At 32.8% G+C, this 21,723-nt stretch carries 20 protein-coding genes and 2 pseudogenes; 13 read left to right on the top strand and 9 right to left on the bottom strand.

Features of this window, described 5'->3' with window-relative positions:
- The first annotated feature begins 75 nt into the window (after window positions 1-75).
- Together UZ34_01685 and UZ34_01680 are read left to right on the top strand one after the other, a co-directional pair.
- Window positions 76-3,924 (top strand): phosphoribosylformylglycinamidine synthase, encoded by a 3,849-nt coding sequence (locus UZ34_01685; GenBank protein AKO64174.1) that lies wholly within the window; start codon window positions 76-78, stop codon window positions 3,922-3,924.
- A gap of 7 nt (window positions 3,925-3,931) precedes the next feature.
- On the top strand, window positions 3,932-4,408 hold the full coding sequence (locus tag UZ34_01680) for an ankyrin (GenBank protein ID AKO64173.1): 477 nt from the start codon (window positions 3,932-3,934) through the stop codon (window positions 4,406-4,408).
- A 49-nt stretch (window positions 4,409-4,457) separates the two neighbouring features.
- On the opposite strand, the pseudogene UZ34_01675 reads toward UZ34_01680, so the two are convergent.
- A pseudogene (locus UZ34_01675) lies at window positions 4,458-5,108 on the bottom strand (hypothetical protein).
- A gap of 254 nt (window positions 5,109-5,362) precedes the next feature.
- Between UZ34_01675 and sucC the strand changes: the two are divergent.
- From sucC to UZ34_01650, 5 genes are read left to right on the top strand one after another with little or no spacing between them, the layout of a single operon-like run.
- Complete coding sequence (gene sucC / locus UZ34_01670) at window positions 5,363-6,529, top strand: succinyl-CoA synthetase subunit beta (protein AKO64172.1); 1,167 nt, start codon at window positions 5,363-5,365, stop codon at window positions 6,527-6,529.
- Window positions 6,529-7,404 carry a succinyl-CoA synthetase subunit alpha gene (locus UZ34_01665; GenBank protein ID AKO64171.1) on the top strand — a complete coding sequence of 292 codons (876 nt, stop codon included), beginning with the start codon at window positions 6,529-6,531 and terminating at the stop codon, window positions 7,402-7,404. Before sucC ends, UZ34_01665 begins: the two co-directional genes overlap by 1 nt.
- A complete protein-coding gene (locus UZ34_01660; protein ID AKO64170.1) occupies window positions 7,397-8,332 on the top strand; it encodes an ankyrin in 936 nt (311 codons plus the stop codon). The genes UZ34_01665 and UZ34_01660 overlap by 8 nt, the downstream gene beginning before the upstream one ends.
- Entirely contained in the window at window positions 8,332-9,906 is a 1,575-nt protein-coding gene (locus UZ34_01655; GenBank protein AKO64169.1) for a hypothetical protein, read from the top strand. The genes UZ34_01660 and UZ34_01655 overlap by 1 nt, the downstream gene beginning before the upstream one ends.
- 4 nt (window positions 9,907-9,910) lie before the next feature.
- Window positions 9,911-10,249 carry a nitrogen regulatory protein P-II 1 gene (locus UZ34_01650; GenBank protein AKO64168.1) on the top strand — a complete coding sequence of 113 codons (339 nt, stop codon included), beginning with the start codon at window positions 9,911-9,913 and terminating at the stop codon, window positions 10,247-10,249.
- Here UZ34_01650 and UZ34_01645 read toward each other — a convergent pair.
- Genes UZ34_01645 through UZ34_01610 form a run of 8 tightly spaced genes read right to left on the bottom strand, consistent with a single transcriptional unit; the run spans window position 10,246 to window position 16,847 of the window.
- Window positions 10,246-10,974, bottom strand: a complete 729-nt coding sequence (locus tag UZ34_01645) for a hypothetical protein (GenBank protein ID AKO64167.1) — start codon at window positions 10,972-10,974, stop codon at window positions 10,246-10,248. The genes UZ34_01650 and UZ34_01645 overlap by 4 nt on opposite strands.
- Entirely contained in the window at window positions 10,971-11,135 is a 165-nt protein-coding gene (locus UZ34_01640) for a tetraacyldisaccharide 4'-kinase (GenBank protein AKO64166.1), read from the bottom strand. The genes UZ34_01645 and UZ34_01640 overlap by 4 nt, the downstream gene beginning before the upstream one ends.
- Window positions 11,128-12,093, bottom strand: coding sequence for a hypothetical protein (locus tag UZ34_01635; protein ID AKO64165.1), 966 nt, complete (start codon window positions 12,091-12,093; stop codon window positions 11,128-11,130). Before UZ34_01635 ends, UZ34_01640 begins: the two co-directional genes overlap by 8 nt.
- Window positions 12,094-12,098: 5 nt before the next feature.
- On the bottom strand, window positions 12,099-13,847 hold the full coding sequence (locus tag UZ34_01630) for a lipid transporter ATP-binding/permease (GenBank protein AKO64164.1): 1,749 nt from the start codon (window positions 13,845-13,847) through the stop codon (window positions 12,099-12,101).
- Window positions 13,848-13,855: 8 nt separating this feature from the next.
- The gene (locus tag UZ34_01625; protein ID AKO64163.1) at window positions 13,856-14,275 is read right to left on the bottom strand and encodes a biopolymer transporter ExbD; all 420 of its coding nucleotides are present in this window, start codon (window positions 14,273-14,275) and stop codon (window positions 13,856-13,858) included.
- A 3-nt stretch (window positions 14,276-14,278) separates the two neighbouring features.
- Complete coding sequence (locus UZ34_01620; GenBank protein ID AKO64162.1) at window positions 14,279-14,884, bottom strand: flagellar motor protein MotA; 606 nt, start codon at window positions 14,882-14,884, stop codon at window positions 14,279-14,281.
- Window positions 14,885-14,926: 42 nt separating this feature from the next.
- A complete protein-coding gene (locus UZ34_01615) occupies window positions 14,927-15,592 on the bottom strand; it encodes a hypothetical protein (GenBank protein AKO64161.1) in 666 nt (221 codons plus the stop codon).
- Entirely contained in the window at window positions 15,585-16,847 is a 1,263-nt protein-coding gene (locus UZ34_01610) for a hypothetical protein (protein ID AKO64160.1), read from the bottom strand. The genes UZ34_01615 and UZ34_01610 overlap by 8 nt, the downstream gene beginning before the upstream one ends.
- 53 nt (window positions 16,848-16,900) lie before the next feature.
- On the opposite strand from UZ34_01610, the gene UZ34_01605 reads away from it, so the two are divergent.
- From UZ34_01605 to UZ34_01580, 6 genes and pseudogenes are all read left to right on the top strand, one after another.
- Window positions 16,901-17,470: a riboflavin synthase subunit alpha gene (locus UZ34_01605; GenBank protein AKO64159.1), complete on the top strand. Its 570-nt coding sequence runs from the start codon at window positions 16,901-16,903 to the stop codon at window positions 17,468-17,470.
- A 3-nt stretch (window positions 17,471-17,473) separates the two neighbouring features.
- Window positions 17,474-18,550, top strand: coding sequence for a 3,4-dihydroxy-2-butanone 4-phosphate synthase (locus UZ34_01600; GenBank protein AKO64158.1), 1,077 nt, complete (start codon window positions 17,474-17,476; stop codon window positions 18,548-18,550).
- Between the two features lie 96 nt (window positions 18,551-18,646).
- The gene (locus UZ34_01595; protein ID AKO64157.1) at window positions 18,647-19,132 is read left to right on the top strand and encodes a hypothetical protein; all 486 of its coding nucleotides are present in this window, start codon (window positions 18,647-18,649) and stop codon (window positions 19,130-19,132) included.
- On the top strand, window positions 19,125-20,072 hold the full coding sequence (gene pyrB, locus UZ34_01590; GenBank protein ID AKO64156.1) for an aspartate carbamoyltransferase catalytic subunit: 948 nt from the start codon (window positions 19,125-19,127) through the stop codon (window positions 20,070-20,072). The genes UZ34_01595 and pyrB overlap by 8 nt, the downstream gene beginning before the upstream one ends.
- On the top strand, window positions 20,069-21,343 hold the full coding sequence (locus UZ34_01585; GenBank protein ID AKO64155.1) for a hypothetical protein: 1,275 nt from the start codon (window positions 20,069-20,071) through the stop codon (window positions 21,341-21,343). Before pyrB ends, UZ34_01585 begins: the two co-directional genes overlap by 4 nt.
- Before the next feature lie 104 nt (window positions 21,344-21,447).
- Window positions 21,448-21,672 (top strand): annotated as a pseudogene (locus UZ34_01580) (hypothetical protein).
- The last annotated feature ends 51 nt before the right edge of the window (window positions 21,673-21,723 follow it).

The following is a 21,723-nucleotide window of genomic DNA, read 5'->3' as shown; positions in this document are numbered from 1 at the left end:
TAATTAAGCAAGATTGTCACAGAAAAAAAGCATGCTATCTGTTAAAATATTCTTTTTTTTAATATATATCATCAAGTGATTCATTATCATTTTAGCCTGACGGCGCTTTCCAAAAATCAAGAAGAAAAGCTACTAAAAAAGATTAGCTCATCGCATAGTCAGATTGTAAATCTCCATACTCAATATATTCATTATGCTGAATTTATTGATGAGCCATCCTCGGATGATATTAAAACTCTTGAAAATCTCCTTATCTATGGTGAACCAAGAGAAATAGGCTCAACATCAAAACATAAATTTATTATTATTCCAAGATTCGGAACCTTATCCCCATGGGCCTCAAAAGCAACCGACATTGCCAAGCGATGTGATTTAAACATAACAAAAATTGAGCGTGGACTATTAATCAACTTAATTGCAGAAAAAGATTTGACTCAAAAAGAAATTGAAGACATTTCACGAAACTGCTTTGACCGTATGACTGAAACTGTAATATATGACCAACTTGATGGGCATAAACTTTTTATTCAAGAGGATCCCAAACTCCTTCAATCAGTAGATATCCTGAATAATGGAATCAATATTCTTCATGATTACAATATTAAAAATGGTTTAGCTTTATCAGAGGATGAAGTGCAGTACCTATATCAAAACTTTTTAAAAATTAACAAAAACCCTACTGATGCTGAACTGATGATGTTTGCACAAGCCAATTCGGAACATTGCCGTCATAAAATCTTTAATGCTTCATGGAATATTGATGGACAAGATCAAGAAAAATCTTTATTCCGAATGATCAGAAATACGCATAATAAAAATCCAAAAAAAACTATCGTTGCTTACTCTGATAATTCCTCAATCATAGAGGGTAAAAAAATTAATCGTTTTTATCCAGGAAAGGATAATAAATTTAAACCTCATTCGGAAAAGACGCATTATCTTATGAAGGTTGAAACCCATAATCATCCAACAGCAATCTCGCCTTTTCCTGGAGCGGCTACAGGTTCGGGTGGTGAAATAAGAGATGAAGGAGCGACTGGACGAGGCTCAAAGCCAAAAGCAGGACTAACTGGATTCTCCGTATCGAATTTAAACATACCCGACTACCCTCTTCCATGGGAAACAGCTCCTGAAAAACCAGATCACATATCCTCGCCATTAGATATTATGATTGATGGTCCGATAGGGGGCGCATCATATAATAATGAATTTGGACGACCCAATATTGCAGGTTACTTTAGGGTGTTTGAGCAAAAGGTTGATGGAAAAAACTATGGATACCATAAGCCCATTATGCTGGCTGGCGGCGTAGGTAACATCAGTGATAACCATACTCACAAGAAGCTGCTTGATGAAAATGTATTATTAATTCAACTTGGTGGTCCTGGCATGTTGATTGGGCTGGGAGGAGGAGCTGCATCCTCAATGAATAGCGGATCTAATGACGAAAGTTTAGATTATGCATCGGTACAAAGAGGTAATCCTGAAATTCAAAGAAGAGCTCAAGAGGTTATTGATCGATGTTGGCAGTTACAAGAAGATAATCCTATTTTAAGTATCCATGACGTTGGTGCTGGAGGGCTCTCTAATGCCTTTCCAGAGCTTATTAATGATGGCGAGGTCGGTGCAGATTTTGATATTAGGAATATTGATACCGAAGAGAAAGGCATGGCGCCTCATGAGTTGTGGTGTAACGAATCTCAGGAAAGATACGTATTGGCTATTGATCAACAATCGCTAGATTTATTTAAAAAAATCTGTGATAGAGAACGTTGTCCTTTCAGAGTCATAGGTAAAGCAAAGAAAAATCGTCATCTTCATGTTAAAGATAATTTACTCAATCAAGATGTTGTTAATATGGAGCTTGATGTTCTGCTTGGAAAACCACCAAAATTATTAAAAAAAATTCCAAAAAAAATAGAAAAGGATATTCCAAAATCATCCAAGATAAATGACAAAGATTTACATAAAAAAGTTATTTCACACCCTTCAGTAGCTTCCAAGAAGTTTTTAATAACGATTGGAGATAGATCTGTTACTGGGCTGGTTGCTCAAGATCAAATGGTGGGCCCATGGCAAACCCCGGTATCAAATGTTGCTGTGACAAAAGTTTCTTTTGAAGATGTCACAGGCGAGGCTTTTGCTATAGGAGAAAGAACCCCATTAGCCATATCCAATGCAAAAAGATCTGCTCGCATGGCTGTTGCGGAAGCTGTCACCAATATAGTTGCCTCTAATATAGGAAATATTGCTAATATTAAATTATCAGCCAACTGGATGGCAGCAAGCGGTGATGATGATGAAGATAACAATCTCTTTGCTGCGGTACACGCTGTCGGTGAGGAGCTTTGCCCACAGTTAGGTATATCAATTCCTGTCGGCAAAGATTCCATGTCCATGACGACAAAATGGGATGACAAGGTCGTCACCTCCCCTCTTTCGCTAATTGTTACAGCATTTTCTGAATGTGAAAATACTCAAAAAACATGTACTCCTGAATTCATTAGGCAAGATGATTACATCTTCTTATATATTGATTTAGGTTTAAATCAATATAGAATCGGTGGATCGATTGCTGAGCAGGTGAGTAACACCATGTCATCAGAATGTCCTGACATTGATGATCCAAAATTATTAGTTGGCTTCTGTGATGTTATTCAACAACTCATAAATAAAAATCTAATTTATGCTTATCATGACCGATCCGATGGTGGCTTATTTGCAACCTTGTCTGAAATGACATTTGCCTCTCGTTGTGGAATTGATATCGATTTATCTCAGATTAATGCAGAATTTCCAAATATTTTATTCTCGGAAGAGCTTGGTGCGGTCATACAAGTAGACAAAAAAAATGAAGAGGAAATCGTTAATTTATTTCGAGAAAAAAATATTCAGCATATCTTTAATGTAGGAAAAATAAATCATTTAAATCAAATTAATATTAAACACGGTTCAGATTGTATTCGGGAACAAAGGTCTGAGCTTGAAAAAATATGGTCGCTAAATAGTTATCACATTCAATCAATTCGTGACAATGCCAAATTAGCAGCACAAGAATTAAGCCTTGTAGATGACAACAATGATCCTGGAATTCAAGCAAATATAAAGTTTGAGTTAAATTTTCCATCTATTGCGGGCACCATAAAACCACAAATAGCAATCCTTCGTGAACAAGGGGTTAATGGTCATTATGAGATGGCAGCTGCATTCCATTACGCCGGATTCGATGCTATCGATGTTCATATGCAAGATCTAATGGACGGTAATTATGCCATTACAGATTTTAGAGCTTTTGTTGCTTGCGGTGGTTTTTCATATGGTGATGTCTTAGGCGCAGGAGAAGGTTGGTCTAAAGTGATCCTCAACAATCCTATGCTGCGGGATCAGTTTACGTCCTTTTTCAATCAGTCAAATTCAATAGCCTTGGGGGTTTGTAATGGATGTCAGATGATGTCAAACCTTAAATCTATCATCCCGGGTGCAGACAAATGGCCAAAATTTGTGAAAAATTTATCTGATCAGTTTGAATCAAGAGTGGTTATGGTAAAAATACCAAAAAATAATTCTATCTTTTTTAATGAAATGGAAAACTCCTCTATTCCTGTGATTACTGCCCACGGCGAAGGAAGAGCTTTCTTCTATAATCCAAATGATCATAAAGAAATGAGTCAAAAGGAACAAATTACATTACAATATGTCACAAACTCATGTGAGGTAACAACTAATTACCCATCAAATCCAAATGGTTCAGTTGATGGTGTAACAGGTTTTACTAATGATGATGGACGTTTTAATATCATGATGCCTCATCCGGAGCGTGTGTTTAGGTCAGATCAAAATACTTGGTCTAGAGATAAAAGTAACGAATACGGACCTTGGTTTAAAATGTTTACTAATGCATATTATTATTTAAAGAACAGTTAGGAATGTTATGAAAAAGTTATTTAGTTTATTTTTGTTAATTTTAAGTCTTAATACATTCGCAGGATTAACCGATCCTGAAGAATTGGAATTTACCGGTGCGCTAAATGATGGTGACTTAAAAACAGTCAAGATGTATGTTGAAGAAAAAGCTGTCCCATTAGAAGACAAATATTTTGCATGGACTCCATTCTTAATTACTGCTGCAAAAAATCAATTTGAAATCCTAAAATATTTAACCGAAAAAGGTGCTGACATTAATTACATTCACCCTGTGACTAGGATGACTGGTTTTCATCATGCCGCATTTAATGGTAACAAAGAAATGGCAAAATACCTTGCGGAAAAAGGTATTGACATTAATAAGAAGCTTAAAGGCGATGTTTCTATAGTAAGGGCACTTAAAGATGATGGTAAGGAAGATATGGCTAAATTTCTTATAACATTGGGAGTAAGCGAAGAAGGCTGTGAAGGCAAATGCTTTTAATTCATAGACATTAGTTTTTTTTAAAAAGCATCTCAATGAGATGCTTTTTTTATTGTCTTTCCATAAACTTGAATAGATCCAAAAGAGTTTTGTAATAACCTTTTTTTACCGACCAAGTAACAAGATTATCCAATACTGGTTTTCCATGCATAGATATGCTTAAGCCAGATTCATTAAACATATTAATATCGTTCGCACCATCACCTATTGCCATGATTTGGTCTTTCTTAATACCGTATTGATTTGCAATTTTTAGGGTCAGTTCAGCTTTTTTCTCAGCATTGACTATACCACCAACCAGTTTTCCAGTTAGCTCGTTATTTAGAACCTCAAAGGTATTAGAAAAAGCATAGTCCATAGATAAATATTTTTTTACATAATCAACAAAATAAGTAAAGCCGCCAGAAACAACAACAGTAATTAAATGATTTGATTTGGCATAATTTATCCATTCATTGACATGAGGCTGAAATTTTATTTTTTCATTAATAATTTTTTCAAAAGATGTAACATTAATTCCTTTTAATAACTCTACCCTTCTCTTTATACTTTCATCGAAACATAATTGCCCCTGCATGGTTAACTCAGTGATTTCAGATATTTCTTTTTTTAAATTAAGAAGTTCGGCTATTTCATCAATACACTCATTTTGAATGAGTGTGGAATCCATATCACAAACAAGAAGTTTAAAATCTTTAATTGTTTTTTTTATGTTGAGAAAAAATTGAGTCTCAGATGAAATCAGTTTCCTCTTATTCTTTTTAAAAAAATTAGAGTTACTTTCAAAAGTGCTAAATTGATTGTCAAGTTTTTTTACATCATCCTCAAAAAGACTAATTTTATGTTCATCAATAAATCGATGAAGATCCTCATTACAAATCAAGTAATTTTCCATGCACACATTATACAACTCTTACCAATCTGATATCATTATGTTTTAACTGGTTAACGACGATGAATTTACACGAATATCAAGCAAAAGAACTACTTCGGAAATATGAGATTCAAACCCCTTATGGCCAAGTTGCTGAGACTTTAAATGAAGTAAATGCTTTAGCAAAAGATATAAAAAATCCTGTCGTTTTAAAGGCCCAAATCCATGCTGGAGGAAGAGGAAAGTCTGGAGGCGTTAAAGTTGTAAAGTCTAAAGAAGAAGCGCTCGAATTTTCTTCTAAGCTTCTGGGAAAAAATTTAGTTACTTATCAAAATCAACCATCCGGACAACCCGTTCATAAAATTTTGTTTGAAGAAACAGAAATTATTATCAATGAGCTTTATTTTTCTATCCTAATTGATCGTGAAGAAGAGAAAGTTTGCCTTGTTGTTTCAAGTGCAGGCGGTATGGAAATAGAAGAGATCAGTAAAAAAAGTCCTGATTTAATACTTAAAGAATTTTGTAACCCTATAACTGGCTTAATGGACTATCAAACAAGAGAGCTGGCAAACTCATTAAAATTTAGTGCTGATTTAGCAGGGAAATTCAATAAATTTGCTAAGTCGGCATATAAACTTTTTACAGAAAATAATTTATCACTTTTAGAAATTAATCCATTAGTTATTAATGATGCTAATGATTTTGTAGCCCTTGATTGCAAGATTAGTATCGATGATAACGCCCTCTATAAACAAAAAAAATTAAGTGAACTTCGCGACTGGTCACAGGATGATTCAAAGGAAGCCGAAGCTCATCATGCTGGATTAAATTATATTGCCTTAAATGGTGATATTGGTTGTATGGTTAATGGTGCAGGGCTTGCAATGGCCACTATGGATTTGATACAACATTCTGGAGGATCCCCTGCAAACTTTTTAGATGTTGGTGGTGGTGCATCTGCAGAAACAGTTTCCAAAGCATTTAGAATTTTACTTTCCGATAAAAATGTAAAAGTTGTTTTGGTTAATATCTTTGGCGGAATCATGAGATGTGATGTTATTGCTGAAGGTATTATAAATTCTGCGAAAGATGTTGGTGTTTCGATACCGATTGTTGTCAGACTTGAGGGAACTAATGTCGATGATGGTAAAAAATTACTTAAAGAGAGTAACCTTAATATACATTCAGCAGATAATTTAACTGATGCGGCAAAAATTGCTGTGACATATGCCAAGGATCAAAAATAATGACTGTCCTAGTTGATTCAAAAACTCGTTTAATTTGTCAAGGATTCACTGGAAAACAAGGCACTTTCCACTCTGAACAATGTTTAAACTATGGGACTAATTTAGTGGGTGGTGTCACGCCAGGTAAAGGTGGAGGCAAACATCTTAATTTACCAGTTTTTAATACGGTGAAAGAGGCTGTGAATCAAACACAGGCGAATGCAACCATGATCTATGTTCCACCAGCATTTGCTGCAGATTCTATCATTGAGGCTAGCGAGGCTGGAATAGAGATTATTGTCTGTATTACTGAAGGTATCCCTACTTTTGACATGCTCAAAGTTAAATCAATCATTAATAGTAATCGCTCAATCTTAATAGGTCCTAACTGCCCAGGAATAATTACACCAGGGGAATGTAAAATAGGAATTATGCCGGGTAGTATTCATCTTCCTGGTAAGATCGGAATTGTTTCAAGATCTGGTACCCTCACTTATGAGGCTGTCAATCAAACAACCAACAACAAATTAGGTCAATCTACATGTATCGGTATTGGTGGGGATCCGATTAAAGGGCTAAATTTTATTGAGTGTCTAGATTTTTTTGAGAATGATCCGGATACACACGGAATCATCCTTGTTGGCGAGATTGGTGGTAGTGATGAGGAAGAAGCTGCAGATTATATCAAAGAAAAAATTACAAAACCTGTTGCGTCATACATTGCAGGTATGACAGCACCAGAGGGTAAAAGAATGGGACATGCAGGGGCAATAATTTCAAAGACCAGCGGAAAAGCCATTGATAAAATTAATGCCTTAAGAAAAGCAGGTGCCGTAATTGCTAACTCCCCCGCAGAAATAGGTGATGCTATTTTGCTAGCCATGAATAATGCATAAACTTATTTTTATTCTTGTATTTGTTTTCTTTTCCTTACATTCCTCCTCTGAAGAGGTTAATTATCTCTTAACTGCATCAGCAAAAGATGATATCGAGACAGTAAAAGCTATACTAGAAAGTGGCGCCGATGTTAACGTAGTCGACTCCAACAATCTTAATGCCTTAATGTATGCGGCAAGAAAAAATAATTCGGAGATTATTAATTTACTAATTAAAAATAAGATTAAAGTAAACCATACTGATGCTTCTGGGTGGACTGCATTAATGTATGCAGCAAAAAAAAATTATACTGAATCTATAAATTTGTTGCTAAATGCAAAAGCCGATCCAAAAATTACAGATCCAGACGGATGGTCCGCTTTTGGTCTTGCTGCATCTGCTGGACATAGTGAAACCATCGATTTGTTAATCAAAGCAGGCATTGACCCAAATAATAGGAATAACAGTGGTCAGACAATTTTAATGATTGCTGCAAAAAAAGGAAATTTGGCGGTCGTAAAAAGTCTTCTAGACAATAAAGCAAACTTTACTTTAAAAGATCCTAATGGGAAGACAGCCTTAATGATTGCATGTGCCAATGGAAATATTGATGTTGTAAAAATGCTCCTAAATCGAGGTGCAGATATTCATACAGAAGATAAATCTAAATGGACCGCGTTAACTTGGTCTATTGAAAAGAAATACCCAAAAATTGCAAATATTCTTCTTGAACGAGGTGCAGACCCCAATCATAAAGATGATCAAAAAACACCCTTGATTCATTTTGCTGTATTTAATAATGATTATGAATCAGTTAAATTGTTAATTGAATACAACGTTAAATTAAAAGCACGAGATCAATATGGGCTTACTCCTTATGTCTATGCTTTGAAAGAAAAAAATAAAAAAATTGTTGAAATTATCAAAGATAATGGTGGGACTTATTAATGAAAGTCTGTCTAATTCAATCAAACCCAGTAATGGGGGATATCAAAAATAATTTTAATTGGATTAAAAAGCAGATTATTTCAAATGATGCAGATATCTTCATCGCACCCGAGCTAGCCCTGATTGGCTATCCGCCTGATGACTTATTATATGATAAAGAATTTATTAAGAAACAAGAACGAGCCTTTAATGAATTTCAACTACATTTAAAGAATAAACTGTTAATAATTGGTGGAGTTCTTGTAAAAAAGAATAAGATATTTAATTCAGCCTTTATCATTTCTCAAAATAATATAAAACATCAACACAAACAATGCCTGCCTAATTATGGAGTGTTTGATGAAAAAAGATATTTCTCACCAGGTGATCATCAAAAAATAGTTACATATAAAAATAAGAAAATTTTAATCCTTATTTGCGAGGACTTTTGGGATAAAGATTTAGAAAAAAAATACCAAGATAAACAAATTGATTTTTGCGTTGTCATTAATGCATCACCTTTTGAGATTGATAAGCTAAACCTTAGAATAAATAGGGCAAAAAAAATTAATAGAAAAATTAAATCAAATTTAATTTATTTAAATATGGTAGGAGGTCAAGATGATGTAGTCTTTGATGGTGGATCATTTACATTAAATAAAAATAATAATATTTGCACTCAGTTAGATCATTTTAAATGCCAGACAAAATTAGTTAAAGAATTCTCACCAGAAAAAGTACCTCAGTCATTATCAATTGAAGAAAGTGTATTGAATGCCTGTATTTTAGGCACCAAAGATTATATTAAAAAAAATAAAATAAAAAATATTTTCATTGGCTTATCTGGTGGAATTGATTCTGCTCTGGTTGCTTATATTGCATCAAAAGCAATAAATAAAGAAAACATAAATTGCATTATGATGCGGTCAAAATACACTTCTAAAATCAGTATTGATGATGCAAAAAAACTTGCGAAAAATCTTGGAGTAAATTTTATTGATAAAAATTTATCCTCATTGATTAATCAAATCAATCTAAATTTAAAGGACGATTTTAAAAATCTCAAGCAAGATATAACGGAGGAAAATATTCAAGCAAGAAGTCGAGGACTTATTCTTATGGCTTTGGCGAATAAAAAAAATGGGGTCGTATTGTCAACATCTAACAAAAGTGAGTCTGCAGTTGGATACTCAACACTCTACGGAGACATGGTGGGTGCATATGCTCCTATTAAAGATATCCCAAAAACATTAATTTACAAGATAAGTAAATTTATTAATGCAAATGAAAAAATTATTCCTGAAAGAATTATCACTCGTGCTCCATCTGCAGAATTGAAACCAAATCAAACAGATCAAGACTCATTACCAGATTATGAGGAGCTAGATAAAATCATTGAGTTTTTTATTGACGAAGGGCAATCGGTAGATGAGATTATAAGTATGGGCTTTAAGGCACAAACAGTGAAAAAAATTGTAAAATTAATATTAAGGAGTGAGTTTAAAAGAAGGCAAAGCCCCCCTGGACCAAAAATAACAAGTAAGGCATTTGGAAGAGAAAGGCGTTTTCCAATCACTAATAACTTTTTAGGATAAGAATATGAAGAAAATTGATGCAATCATAAAACCATTTAAATTAGATGAAGTTCGTGAAGCTCTAGCCGAAGTCGGTATTGAAGGCTTAACGGTGACTGAAGTTAAAGGTTTTGGAAGACAAAAGGGTCATACCGAACTCTATCGTGGTGCTGAATATGTAATTGACTTCTTACCTAAGATGAAACTTGAGATTGTTGTATCAGATAAAATGGTAGATAAAGTTATTGAAACTATTAAAAACACTTCTCACACTGGAAAAATTGGTGATGGAAAAATTTTCGTATCCCCTGTTGAGAAAGCTATTAGAATTAGAACCAGTGAAACTGATGACGATGCAATTTAACCAAGTAAAGTTTTTACTTTATTAAAATCTTCGATCGTATCTACTCCTATCATTTCTTCACCATGATACCTGATCATTTTAATTGGAATGTCATTAAAAATTGCTCTCATTTGTTCTAGTTTTTCAACTTTTTCAATTTTAGGGCTATCTATCTGACAAAAATCATTAATCTGTTTCACTGTATAAGCATAGATACCAAGATGATGATAAATTAGATCATCAATAAAATTTTTATCATTTAAATTACCAATCATGCTTCTTGAAAAAGTTATTGCCTCATTGTTCATATTCAGAGCTACTTTTACATTATTTTTATTCTTATAATCCTCAAAGCTTTTAAATTTTTGATAAGCGGATACAAATTGGTTGTGATTTGAAATATTTTCAGCAAGCTCATTAATTAATTCAAAATCTACTAGAGGCTCATCCCCTTGAACATTTACTAACACATGATCATCTTCAAGGGATAGAATTTGTGCTGCTTCATTAATCCTGTCTGTTCCTGACTGGTGAGATTCGGCAGTCATAATAGACATAAAACCAAAGTTTTCTGCTATATCCTTAATACTTTGATTATCTGTAGCAATATATGTGTTAGTGGCTTTTGATTTAGACACTTGCTCCGCTGTATGGATAAACAGCGGTTTATTCTTTATTTCTAAAAGAAGTTTATTTTCCAGTCTTGTACTATTTAAACGAGCAGGTATAACAACAGTAAAACTCATTTTATCTTTCTTGCCTCAGATACAAGCATTATGGGAATCCCATTTTTTATAGAATATGCCAAGCCTGCTCCCTTTGATATTAATTCATTATTTTTTTTATCGTAAACAAGTTTTTCTTTAGTCACTGGACATACAATTAATTCAAGTAAATTTTTATCCATTTAAAATTTTTCCAAGTAATTTTTTTTCAAACACTGGGCACATCCTTGGATCAGATTTTAGTACCCAAATATTATTATTTTTAATATTTGTACATTTAACTGAATCTTTTTCAGTAATAAGATAATTAAAGTTATCTTTAAAATCATTATTTGTAAAATAATAATGATCATCATAAATCCGATATTTAAAATCACATAGTTTTTTTAATGAGTTTATCAAACGATACGGATAACCAATACCAATTGATAAATGTAGATTAGGTAACTTATTCAGAGCAATCTTTTCATTTGTCTTTAAATTAGTTACTTTTTGATTAAGAGAAAAGTTAAAAAAGTCTTTTTTAGATTCTAAGCTATTTGATAACACTAAAATATCGTTATCGAGAATTTTCGACAAGGGTTCTCTAAACGGTCCCGCTGGAAGAAGCAAATGATTGGTTACATAACGATCATCATTTATTAATATTTTATAATCAAAAATTAAACTTTTATGCTGAAGGCCGTCATCTGAAATAATTAGATCCGTATCATTGTATTTTTTTATTAATGCATTTCCTGCATCAAATCTCGATTTACTAATAAATACAGGGATGTTTAATTTTTGTTTTAATAACAATGCTTCATCACCGACATCAACAGGGTTCGAATTATCAAAGACTTCAGTTGTATTTTTAAATTTTCCTTTGTAACCACGCGAAATGATTCCAACATTTATATTATTTTTTTTTAATAATTTAGCCAAGTAAATGACAAGCTGAGTTTTGCCTGAGCCGCCAACAATTAAATTTCCTACTACGATCGTCGTGACTGGAAGTTTTTTTTGTTTAAAAATATTAAACTTATAAAGACCGATTCTTAAATAATATATAAAATAATTTATTAATGAAAGAGGAGCAAGTAACCATATTAAATTGGCTTGTTTGTAGTACTGATCGGTAAAAAATTTTTCAATTGACATGATTTTTAAGATAATTCTTTTTTATACAGTTTTGAATAAAACCCTTTTTTTCTTATTAATTCGTCGTGATTCCCAGATTCAATAATTGATCCTTTGTCAAGAACAAAAATCTTGTCAGCATTTTTTACGGTTGATAATCGATGAGCAATAATAATGGATGTTTTGTTTTTCATTAAATGATCTAATGCATCTTGAACAAGTTTTTCAGACTCCAAATCAAGAGCTGAGGTTGCTTCATCAAGAAGCAAGATAGGAGCGTCTTTGATAATTGCTCTGGCAATTGCAATACGCTGCTTTTGCCCGCCAGATAGTTTAACCCCACGATCACCAACCAAATTATCTAACTTTTTAGGAAGCTTTTCTATAAATTCTCTACAGTTTGATTGATCTATGATTTCATTCAATCTTTTATCGGAAATTTTTCTCGTTTGATTTCCATAACATATGTTATTTCGTATGGTGTCGTTAAATAAAATGGTATCCTGAGTTACTAGAGAAAAAAAGCTGCGTAAATTATCAAGTTTTAAATCTTTGATATTCACTTTATCAACTAAAATGTCTCCCTCTCTAAAATCATAAAATCTTGGAAGAAGATTCATCAAGGTTGTTTTTCCTCCACCTGATTTACCAACTAATGCAATTTTCTGTCCTCTCTTTATTTTCAATGATATTTGGTTTAAAACACTTCGAGCATTTTCATCGTATTGAAAAGAAAGGTTTTTGATTTCTATATCGCCTTTAACATTAGGTAAAACTTTTTTTCCTTGGTTTTTTTCATTCCGCTCATTTAAAACATTCATAATACTTTTTGCTGCAGCAATACTAACCTGTAATGATTCATTAATTTCGGTTAGGCTTTTGATCGGCTTAATCATCATTAACAACGCGCCAACAAACGCAGCAAATTCACCAGTGGTAAAATTTGCCAACGCGTAGTAAACAATTACGCCTAAAGCAACTGAGGCGATAATTTCTATTAACATGCTGTTAAACAGAGAGAGTCTTGCCAATCTAATTTGCATATTCATATTTTTTTTGACAATCGCCATAAATCTTTGTAGTTCATAATTTATTGCACCAAAAACTTTTATGACCCTTTGTCCAGTCACAGCCTCTTCCGACGCGGATGTCATGTTCCCCATGGTTTCTTGCACCTCAAAACCAAAAGACCTGAGTCGAGGTGATACTTTCTTTAAATATCTGACAATTACTGGTGCCATTAATAAAAAAACTAAGGTGAGAAACCAATCCAAATAAATCATGTATATGAATAATGCAATGACAGTAAAAGATTCTCTAATCATAGTTATACCTATCCTGGTTATAACTGCTGATAGTTGATCTGCTTCATAAGTTAATTTTGAAACAAGCATTCCTGCGTTGTTGTTATCAAAATATGAAACCGGAAGTTTGAGGTATTTTTTGAAAGTATCAATCCTGAGATCAGCAACCACACCCCTTGAGGTTTTCCTCATGTGATAGCCAGAGATAAATGAAGAACAAGCCCTGATTAGCATAAGCACCATCAGTGAAATGGGCAACATTATTTTTATGATCGAATTTTCAGTATCAAAACCGTTATCAGTAATCTCTTTAAGCAGTGCTAGAAAACCTGTATTGGTTAATGAAAATATCAGCATAAAAACGATGCTCAATAATAAAGAAAATTTATAATTGAGCGCATACATTAAAAGTTGTTGATATATTTCTTTGAATTCTGAAAACTTTAGAGGATGTTTTTTTAACTCTGGCATCGAGAGGTTTAATTAACCTTTGTGGCAAAAGTAACTTTATTAAGACCAGACAGTCTGGCTGCCTCCATAACATTTATCACAGATTGGTGGTTGGACATCGCATCAGCATTAATAATAACTGTTGGTAAATCGTTATTAAATTTTGATTTTAAGTTTTTTAACTCCTCTAGGATACCAGCAATGGTATTGTCCGTGATTTGTACATCGTTAATAAAGTACTGATTATCACTGGTAATTACAATATCCACTTTATCAAGATCCTTATCTTGAGGTATTGCCTCAGCAGTTGGAAGATTGATTTTTAATTCACTAAATTTAGAGAACGTTGTGCTCACCACAAGAAAAATAATGATCACCAGTAAAACATCAATAAGAGGGATAAAGTTTATCTCTAACTCATCTTCTTGACTGCCTCTTCTGAAATTCATTAGTTATTTTCCTTTATGATGAATGATTTCAACTAAGGTAATGGCCTGTTGTTCCATCTCAACTATAAGTGATTCAACTTTATTTTTAAAAAATCTGTACATAATCATGGCTGGAACAGCCACAACAATTCCGCCGGCTGTATTGTATAACGCTATTGAAATACCTCTAGCAAAGACAGTTACATCGGCACCGCTGCTAGTGAATGAGCTAAATAATTCAACCATACCAATGATGGTCCCGAAAAGGCCAAGCAATGGAGCAACCGTTGCGATAGTTCCTAAAGTGGATAAGTATTTTTCTAATTTATGGAAAACTGCCCTTCCAGTTTCTTCGATTGATTCTTTTATCAATCCAGGAGAGCTAGAGATATGATCAAGCGCGGTAGCAAATATTTCACCTAAGTATGAGTGCTCTCTCAATAAGTCAATGGATTTTTTATTGACGCCTTTTTGGTCAATTAATGCCCTGACTTCATTCAATAAATTTTTTGGTGCAATTATTTCTGACCTTAAGGCCCACAATCTTTCAATGATAATTGCTAGAGCAAGAATTGAAGCAAAAATTAAAGGCCAAATTGGCCACCCAGCACCTTGAATAATATCCCACACTCTACAACTCCTTAATTAAGCATTAATGATTCAAAAAGAATATTAACATTTTTTCAATTTTCCATCGACAAACTCAAGTTTGTTTTTAAATTTTTTTAGCACAGATAAGTCATGCGTCACCATTATCAATGAGATCGATTTTTCTTTAGCTAGCTTAATAAGCAAATCAATAACTATTCTAGAATTTTTTTTATCCAAATTTCCAGTAGGTTCATCTGCAAATATAATTTTTGGATCGTGAACAACAGCTCTACACACTGCAACTCTCTGCCTTTCTCCACCAGATAATTGATTCGGAAAATGATGCAATCTCTCGTTAAGCCCTACCTGATGAATTAGATTTTTTGCTTTTTTTGTAGCTTTATCATCATCGTACCCATTTAACAATAAAGGTAACTTTACATTCTCTAGAACATTAAAATCATTCAATAGATGATGAAACTGATATATAAATCCAAATTCTTTTCTTCTAAAAGTGGACACCTGAGAAGAACTTAAGGAACTTAAACTCTTTCCAAGTACAGCAACATCTCCCTGATCGAATGTATCCAGCCCGGCAATGATTTGCATAAAAGTTGTTTTCCCTGACCCAGACACACCGGTTATGACTGAAGAATCATTGATTTCAATTGATAATCGATCAAACAGAGGCTTTTCCAAAGATGGAAATCTTTTTGTTAAATTTTTAATTTCAACTACATTACTCATTTTTTAAAATTTCACCAGGATTTAATTTTGCTGCCATTTGACTGGGGTAAATGGTAGCAAACAGAGACAAGATAATTGATACCAATATTACAAAAACTATATCCATTGGAATAATTAATGAAGGAAGTTCGTTGATGTAATAAATATCTTTTGATAAAAATTGAATATTAAACAGACCTTCAATAAACGGGACGATGATATTAATATTGGACGCAATTACAACTCCAAAAAACAAGCCTAACAAAGATCCTATAAACCCAATAATGAATCCTTGAAAGATAAAAATTCTTATAATTTGAAATTTTGAAAATCCAATAGTCATCAATATTGCTATATCTTTTTTTCTATCCTGCACGCTCATTGCTAATGATGCCACTAAGTTGAATGCAGCAACGGCTATAATTAAAGTTAAAATTATGGCCATTACTCTCTTTTCCATTTGAACCGCACTAAAAAAATTTTTATTTTTATTTGTCCAATTATTAATAAATGAATTGATATTCAGTTCGATTAGAATTTTTTTTATATCAGACTCAACATTTAATGTTTCATTAGAGTCTGTTAATTGAATTTGCATTGCAGAGAATTTTGTTTTTTGATTTTTAAAGAAAATTTTCTGAGCATCTTGATAATCAATTAGAGCTAAACTGCTATCAAACTCATAAATACCCGCATCAAAAATACCAACAATATTAAATTTTTTTATTGTTGGATAATTTCCGATTGGACTAAAATTGAGCTTAGGAATCAATAATGAAACATCGTCACCAATATCAACACCTAACAATCGTGCAAGATCAACACCAATAATTATCTCAAATGGCTTGCTTGAGAATTTTTTAGAGCCTTTGACAACCTTATTTAAAAGTTGGTTAACATTATTTTCATATTGAGGATCTATCCCTTTAACCAAGACCCCTCTATTTACAGATCTATTTGATAAAAGACCTTCTCCTGAAACATATGGTGAGACTGCTTTTACATGTTTCAAATCAGTAATTTTTTTTATTAATTGATTAATTTCATTTTGATCATCCAGGCCACCAGTAATTTCAATGTGAGATGTGGCATCAAGGATTCTTTTCTTTAACTCAAAATGAAATCCATTCATAACTGACATCACAACAATTAATGCCATTACACCAATAGATATTCCTAAAATACTTGAGAAGCCAATAAAAGATAAAAAACGATTTTTACTACCATTGATTAAAATTTTTCTGGATACCCAAAAATCTAAAAAAAAAGATTTCATTTGAAAAAAATCATTTGTTAAATGATGATGAGTTGATCTGTTAGAATTATGGCATGTTTACAGGGATTATTAAAACAATTGGTAAGATCATTAGTATCAAAGATATTGATACTGACATACAATTGACGATTGAATACGATGGAAAATTTAATATCGAGCTTGGTGATAGCATTTGTGTCAATGGGGCATGTCTGACCGTAACACATTTTACTAACAATACCCTTGATTTTTACTTGTCCCAAGAGACACTTTCAAAAGTAGTTCCTTTTTATTTGCATCAAGAAGTTAACTTAGAAGAGTCATTAAAAATTGGAGATAAAGTCGGTGGCCATTTTGTTTTTGGTCATATTGATTCAAAAGCTATCTTAAAAGATATAAAAAAAGAATCTGATTCGCAAATTTGGGTTATGGAGATTCCAAGCGAATTTCAAAAATTTATAGCTGTTAAAGGGTCTGTGGCGATAAACGGAGTTAGCCTAACGGTTAACAAAGTTGATAAAAAGAATTTCTTCCTCAATCTTATTCCACATACAATAGAGCACACAACATTTAAGAATAATAAAATAAATGATCAATTAAATTTTGAAATTGATATGCTTGCTCGCTATGCATTAAATGGATAATTCATGTTAGATAATATTGATTCAATAATTGAAGACCTTAAGTTGGGAAAAATGGTAGTCCTGGTTGATGATGAAGATCGGGAAAATGAAGGAGATCTGTTTATTCCAGCTGATAATGTGTCACCTGAAATTATCAACTTTATGGCCAAATTTGGTAGAGGATTAATTTGTCTAACACTCACTGAAGATAAAGCACGCCAGTTAAATCTGCCCTTAATGGTGCAAGAGAATGAAGCAAAACTAGGAACTAATTTTACTGTTTCCATAGAGGCTGCTGATGGAGTAACGACTGGAATTTCAGCTAGCGATCGATCTACTACAGTCAAAGCTGCGATTCACCCAAGTGCAACAAAAAATAGTATTGTTCGGCCTGGACATATCTTTCCATTAATATCACATTCAGGTGGTGTTCTATATCGAGCAGGTCATACAGAAGCTGGTTGTGATTTATCGCAAATCGCTGGATTTCAACCTTATGGGGTAATTTGTGAGATTCTCAATGATGACGGATCGATGGCTCGTCTCGATGATCTAAAAGATTTTGCAAAAAAACATCATTTAAAAATTGGCTCCATTGCTGACCTCATTGAGTATAGAAGAAAAAAAGAAAAACTTATTTTAAGAACTGAAGAGGATGTTGTTTCAACAACATTTGGAGAGTTTAAACTTATTACTTATAAGGATAAAATTTCTAACAGTATTCATTTGGCTTTTGTTAAAGGAGAAATTGATCCCAATGATGACGTGATGGTTAGAGTGCATGAGCCATTAACTATTCTCGACTTTATTGTAAAAAATGATAAACATTCATGGACGCCCAATGAAGCTTTTAAAAAAATTTCTAAAGAAAAAAATGGGGTTATGTTATTTCTAAATTATGGCTCCTCAGCAAATCTAAAGAAAATTGGTGATCTAGATCAGCAGCCAAAAAATAAAGAAAATGATTTGAGAAATTATGGAATTGGCTCTCAAATACTGGTTGATCTTGGTATAAAAAATATGAAATTATTGGCATCACCCAGGAAAATGCCTAGCATGATGGGTTTTGGTTTAGAAGTAAAAGAATTTATAGAAAAATAAAATTATGTTATTATTCAATGCGTTGAAGAACACATACAAAAAATTTAAATTCAACTTTGGTTTTTTTAAACCCTTCCCCACCCTTTTTTTTAAATCATGACGAAATTAAATAATTATGATCTTAAAGAAATAAATAAAAAAAAAGGATCGGTACTTGCATTTGATTTAGGCATAAAAAAAACTGGTGTAGCAGTCGGTAATAACGTCCTTAAAACCTCAAGAAACCTAGTTACTTTTTACTCAAAAAATAAAAACCAGCGCATAGAAAAAATTAAACAGCTTGTTAACGAATGGCAGCCAATATATTTAGTCTTAGGACTCCCATCAAACCGAGATTCAAGTGCCAATGAAACGACAAAGTTTTGTTTAAACACTGCAAAAGAAATCGAAAAAAACATAAACCTGCCCATTTTCTTTGTAAATGAAAATTACAGCTCAACATCTGCTGAGGAGTTAATAAAAGACCTGAGTAATAAAAAACAAAAAAACAATACCTCTTTTGTTGATCAAATAGCTGCAGACATAATATTGCAATCGCACTTCAATGAAGTTGATAAACAAATAAGGCCTTTAAATGCATAACATTCAATTAAAAAATGGACAACTTCAACACTTGTTGTGTATTGAAGGACTATCAAGAAAAATTATTGAAGACATTTTCGCACGAGCTGATTCATTTTTAGATCTTGAAAATAACAATGTCAAAAAAACTGATTTATTAAACGGGCAAACAATTTGTAATCTATTTTTTGAAAATAGCACTAGAACCAGAACCACTTTTGAAATTGCAGCAAAAAAACTTTCAGCAGATGTTATTAACCTTAATGTAAGTACCTCATCACAATCTAAAGGTGAGTCTATTCTTGATACGATAAATAATTTAATAGCAATGCATGCTGACATGTTTGTGATTAGGCATAACAAGTCGGGTGCTGCTCATTTCATAGCAAACCATATTAATAAAAACATTAAAGTTGTTAATGCGGGTGATGGTTATCACTCACACCCAACCCAAGGATTATTGGATGCATTTACAATTAGACACTATAAAAAAGACTTTAAAAAATTAAAAATTGCTATTGTCGGGGACATTAAGCATTCCAGGGTTGCTCGTTCCGAAATTAATGCGCTGAGTATTCTTGGTGTACCAGAAATAAGAGTGATAGCTCCGCAAACTTTGATGCCTTATGGTGTTAAAGATCTTGGAGTAATTCCTTTTGATAATCTTGATCATGGAGTTAAGGATGTAGACGTGATCATGATGCTTAGGTTACAAAAAGAGAGGATGGATAATGCTTTAATTCCAAGCCAAGAAGAATATTTCAAAACATATGGTTTAACATCAAAAAGAGTCGAGTTAGCTAATCCTGATTGTATTATTATGCACCCAGGCCCAATGAATCGAGGGGTTGAAATTGAATCCTCAGTTGCAGACTCCAATAAGGCAGTGATCCTTCCTCAAGTCAGTTTTGGAATTGCAATTCGAATGGCAGTTATGTCTTTATTGATGGAGAAAAAATGAAATACCTCATCAAAAATATTAATGTTTTTGATTCTAATAGTGAAATACAAAAAAATCAGAATATTTATATCAATAAAGGTAAGATTGAAAACCTCTCGCACAACGAAAATAACATTAACAAGAAATGTCAAATTATCGATGGCACGGATAAATTATTAGTTCCGGTAATAACAGATCTGTATTCAAATCTTAAAACTCCCGGTGAGGAGCATAGGTCAATATTAGATCAAGAGATATCTGCTGCAATTGCAGGGGGAATTACTAATGTTTGTTGTCAACCAGCTACCGATCCAGTTCTTGATGAGCCAAGTCTAATAAAGGATCTTATATCTAAAGCAAATAAAATCTATCCAATCAATATAAAACCATTTGCAGCAATAACAAAAAATTTAGCTGGAGAGCAGCTGTCGGAAATGAAAGAGTTATTTGACGCTGGAGCTATCGGGTTTTCACAAGCCGAGCAACCAATTATAGATACCAAAGTTCTATTGAGGGCTTTTGAATATGCCAAAACCTTTGGATTTACTCTCTTCTTGCGCCCAACTGAAAATTACTTATCAAAAAATACTTTTGTAAATGAAAGTTCAATTGCGACAAGGCTTGGTTTGAAAGGATCAAATCGAAATTCAGAAATTATTGAAATTTTAAAATATCTAGCCTTATCAAAAGACATTGGTACAAAAATTCATTTATCCAAAATTTCCTGTAAAGAGTCGCTTGAGATTATTGAAAAAGCAAAAAATGAGAATATTAATGTAACCTGTGATGTTTCTATTAATCAGCTTTTATTCAGTGAGCAGGATATTGATGGATATGACACTAATTATCATCTCGCCCCCCCATTAAGATCAAAAAATGACCAAAAGGAGATTTTTAATAGTATTCAAAATGATATTATTGATGCTATTTCATCAGATCACTGCCCAGTTGATCTAGATAAAAAAATGCTACCTTTCGAAGAATCAGAGCCTGGTGCATCATCCTTTGAGACGTTTTTACCATTGATATTTAAAATTGCACAGGATCATCAAATTAACATTACGAAGCTACTTTCAAAAATTAGTTTGGAGCCGAATAAAATTTTAAACAATAAAAAATATGATCATAATAAATGTTCCAAAATAGATTTTTGTTTATATGACGAATCTTTAAGCTGGATTCCATCACAAAGTTCAATTAAAACGTCTGGAAAAAATATTCCATTTGAATATGAACTTCAAGGAAGAGTCAGCCATACATTTGTGGATGGAGAAAAAATCTATGAACTTTAGTTTCTAATTACAAAGTACTTGCATCATTAAATAGAAGCAATATAATTACCATTTAATCTTTAATGTTATTTATAGGGAGCAATAGAGATATGTTAGAAAAATTAATTAATGCATTATTAGGTAAAGATACAAAATCAGAACCAAAGAAACCAGCAGCTAAGAAACCAGCAGCTAAGAAACCAGCAGCTAAGAAACCAGCAGCTAAGAAACCAGCAGCTAAGAAACCAGCAGCTAAGAAACCAGCAGCTAAGAAACCAGCAGCTAAGAAACCAGCAGCTAAGAAACCAGCAGCTAAGAAACCAGCAGCTAAGAAACCAGCAGCTAAGAAATAATCAAATTAAACATATCTCTATTAAAAACCAAGCATTTGCTTGGTTTTT

This window comes from Methylophilales bacterium MBRSF5 (assembly GCA_001044335.1).
Taxonomy (GTDB): domain Bacteria; phylum Pseudomonadota; class Gammaproteobacteria; order Burkholderiales; family Methylophilaceae; genus BACL14.
Note: the sequence above shows the minus strand (reverse complement) of the source record. Positions and strands in the feature narration are given on the sequence as shown.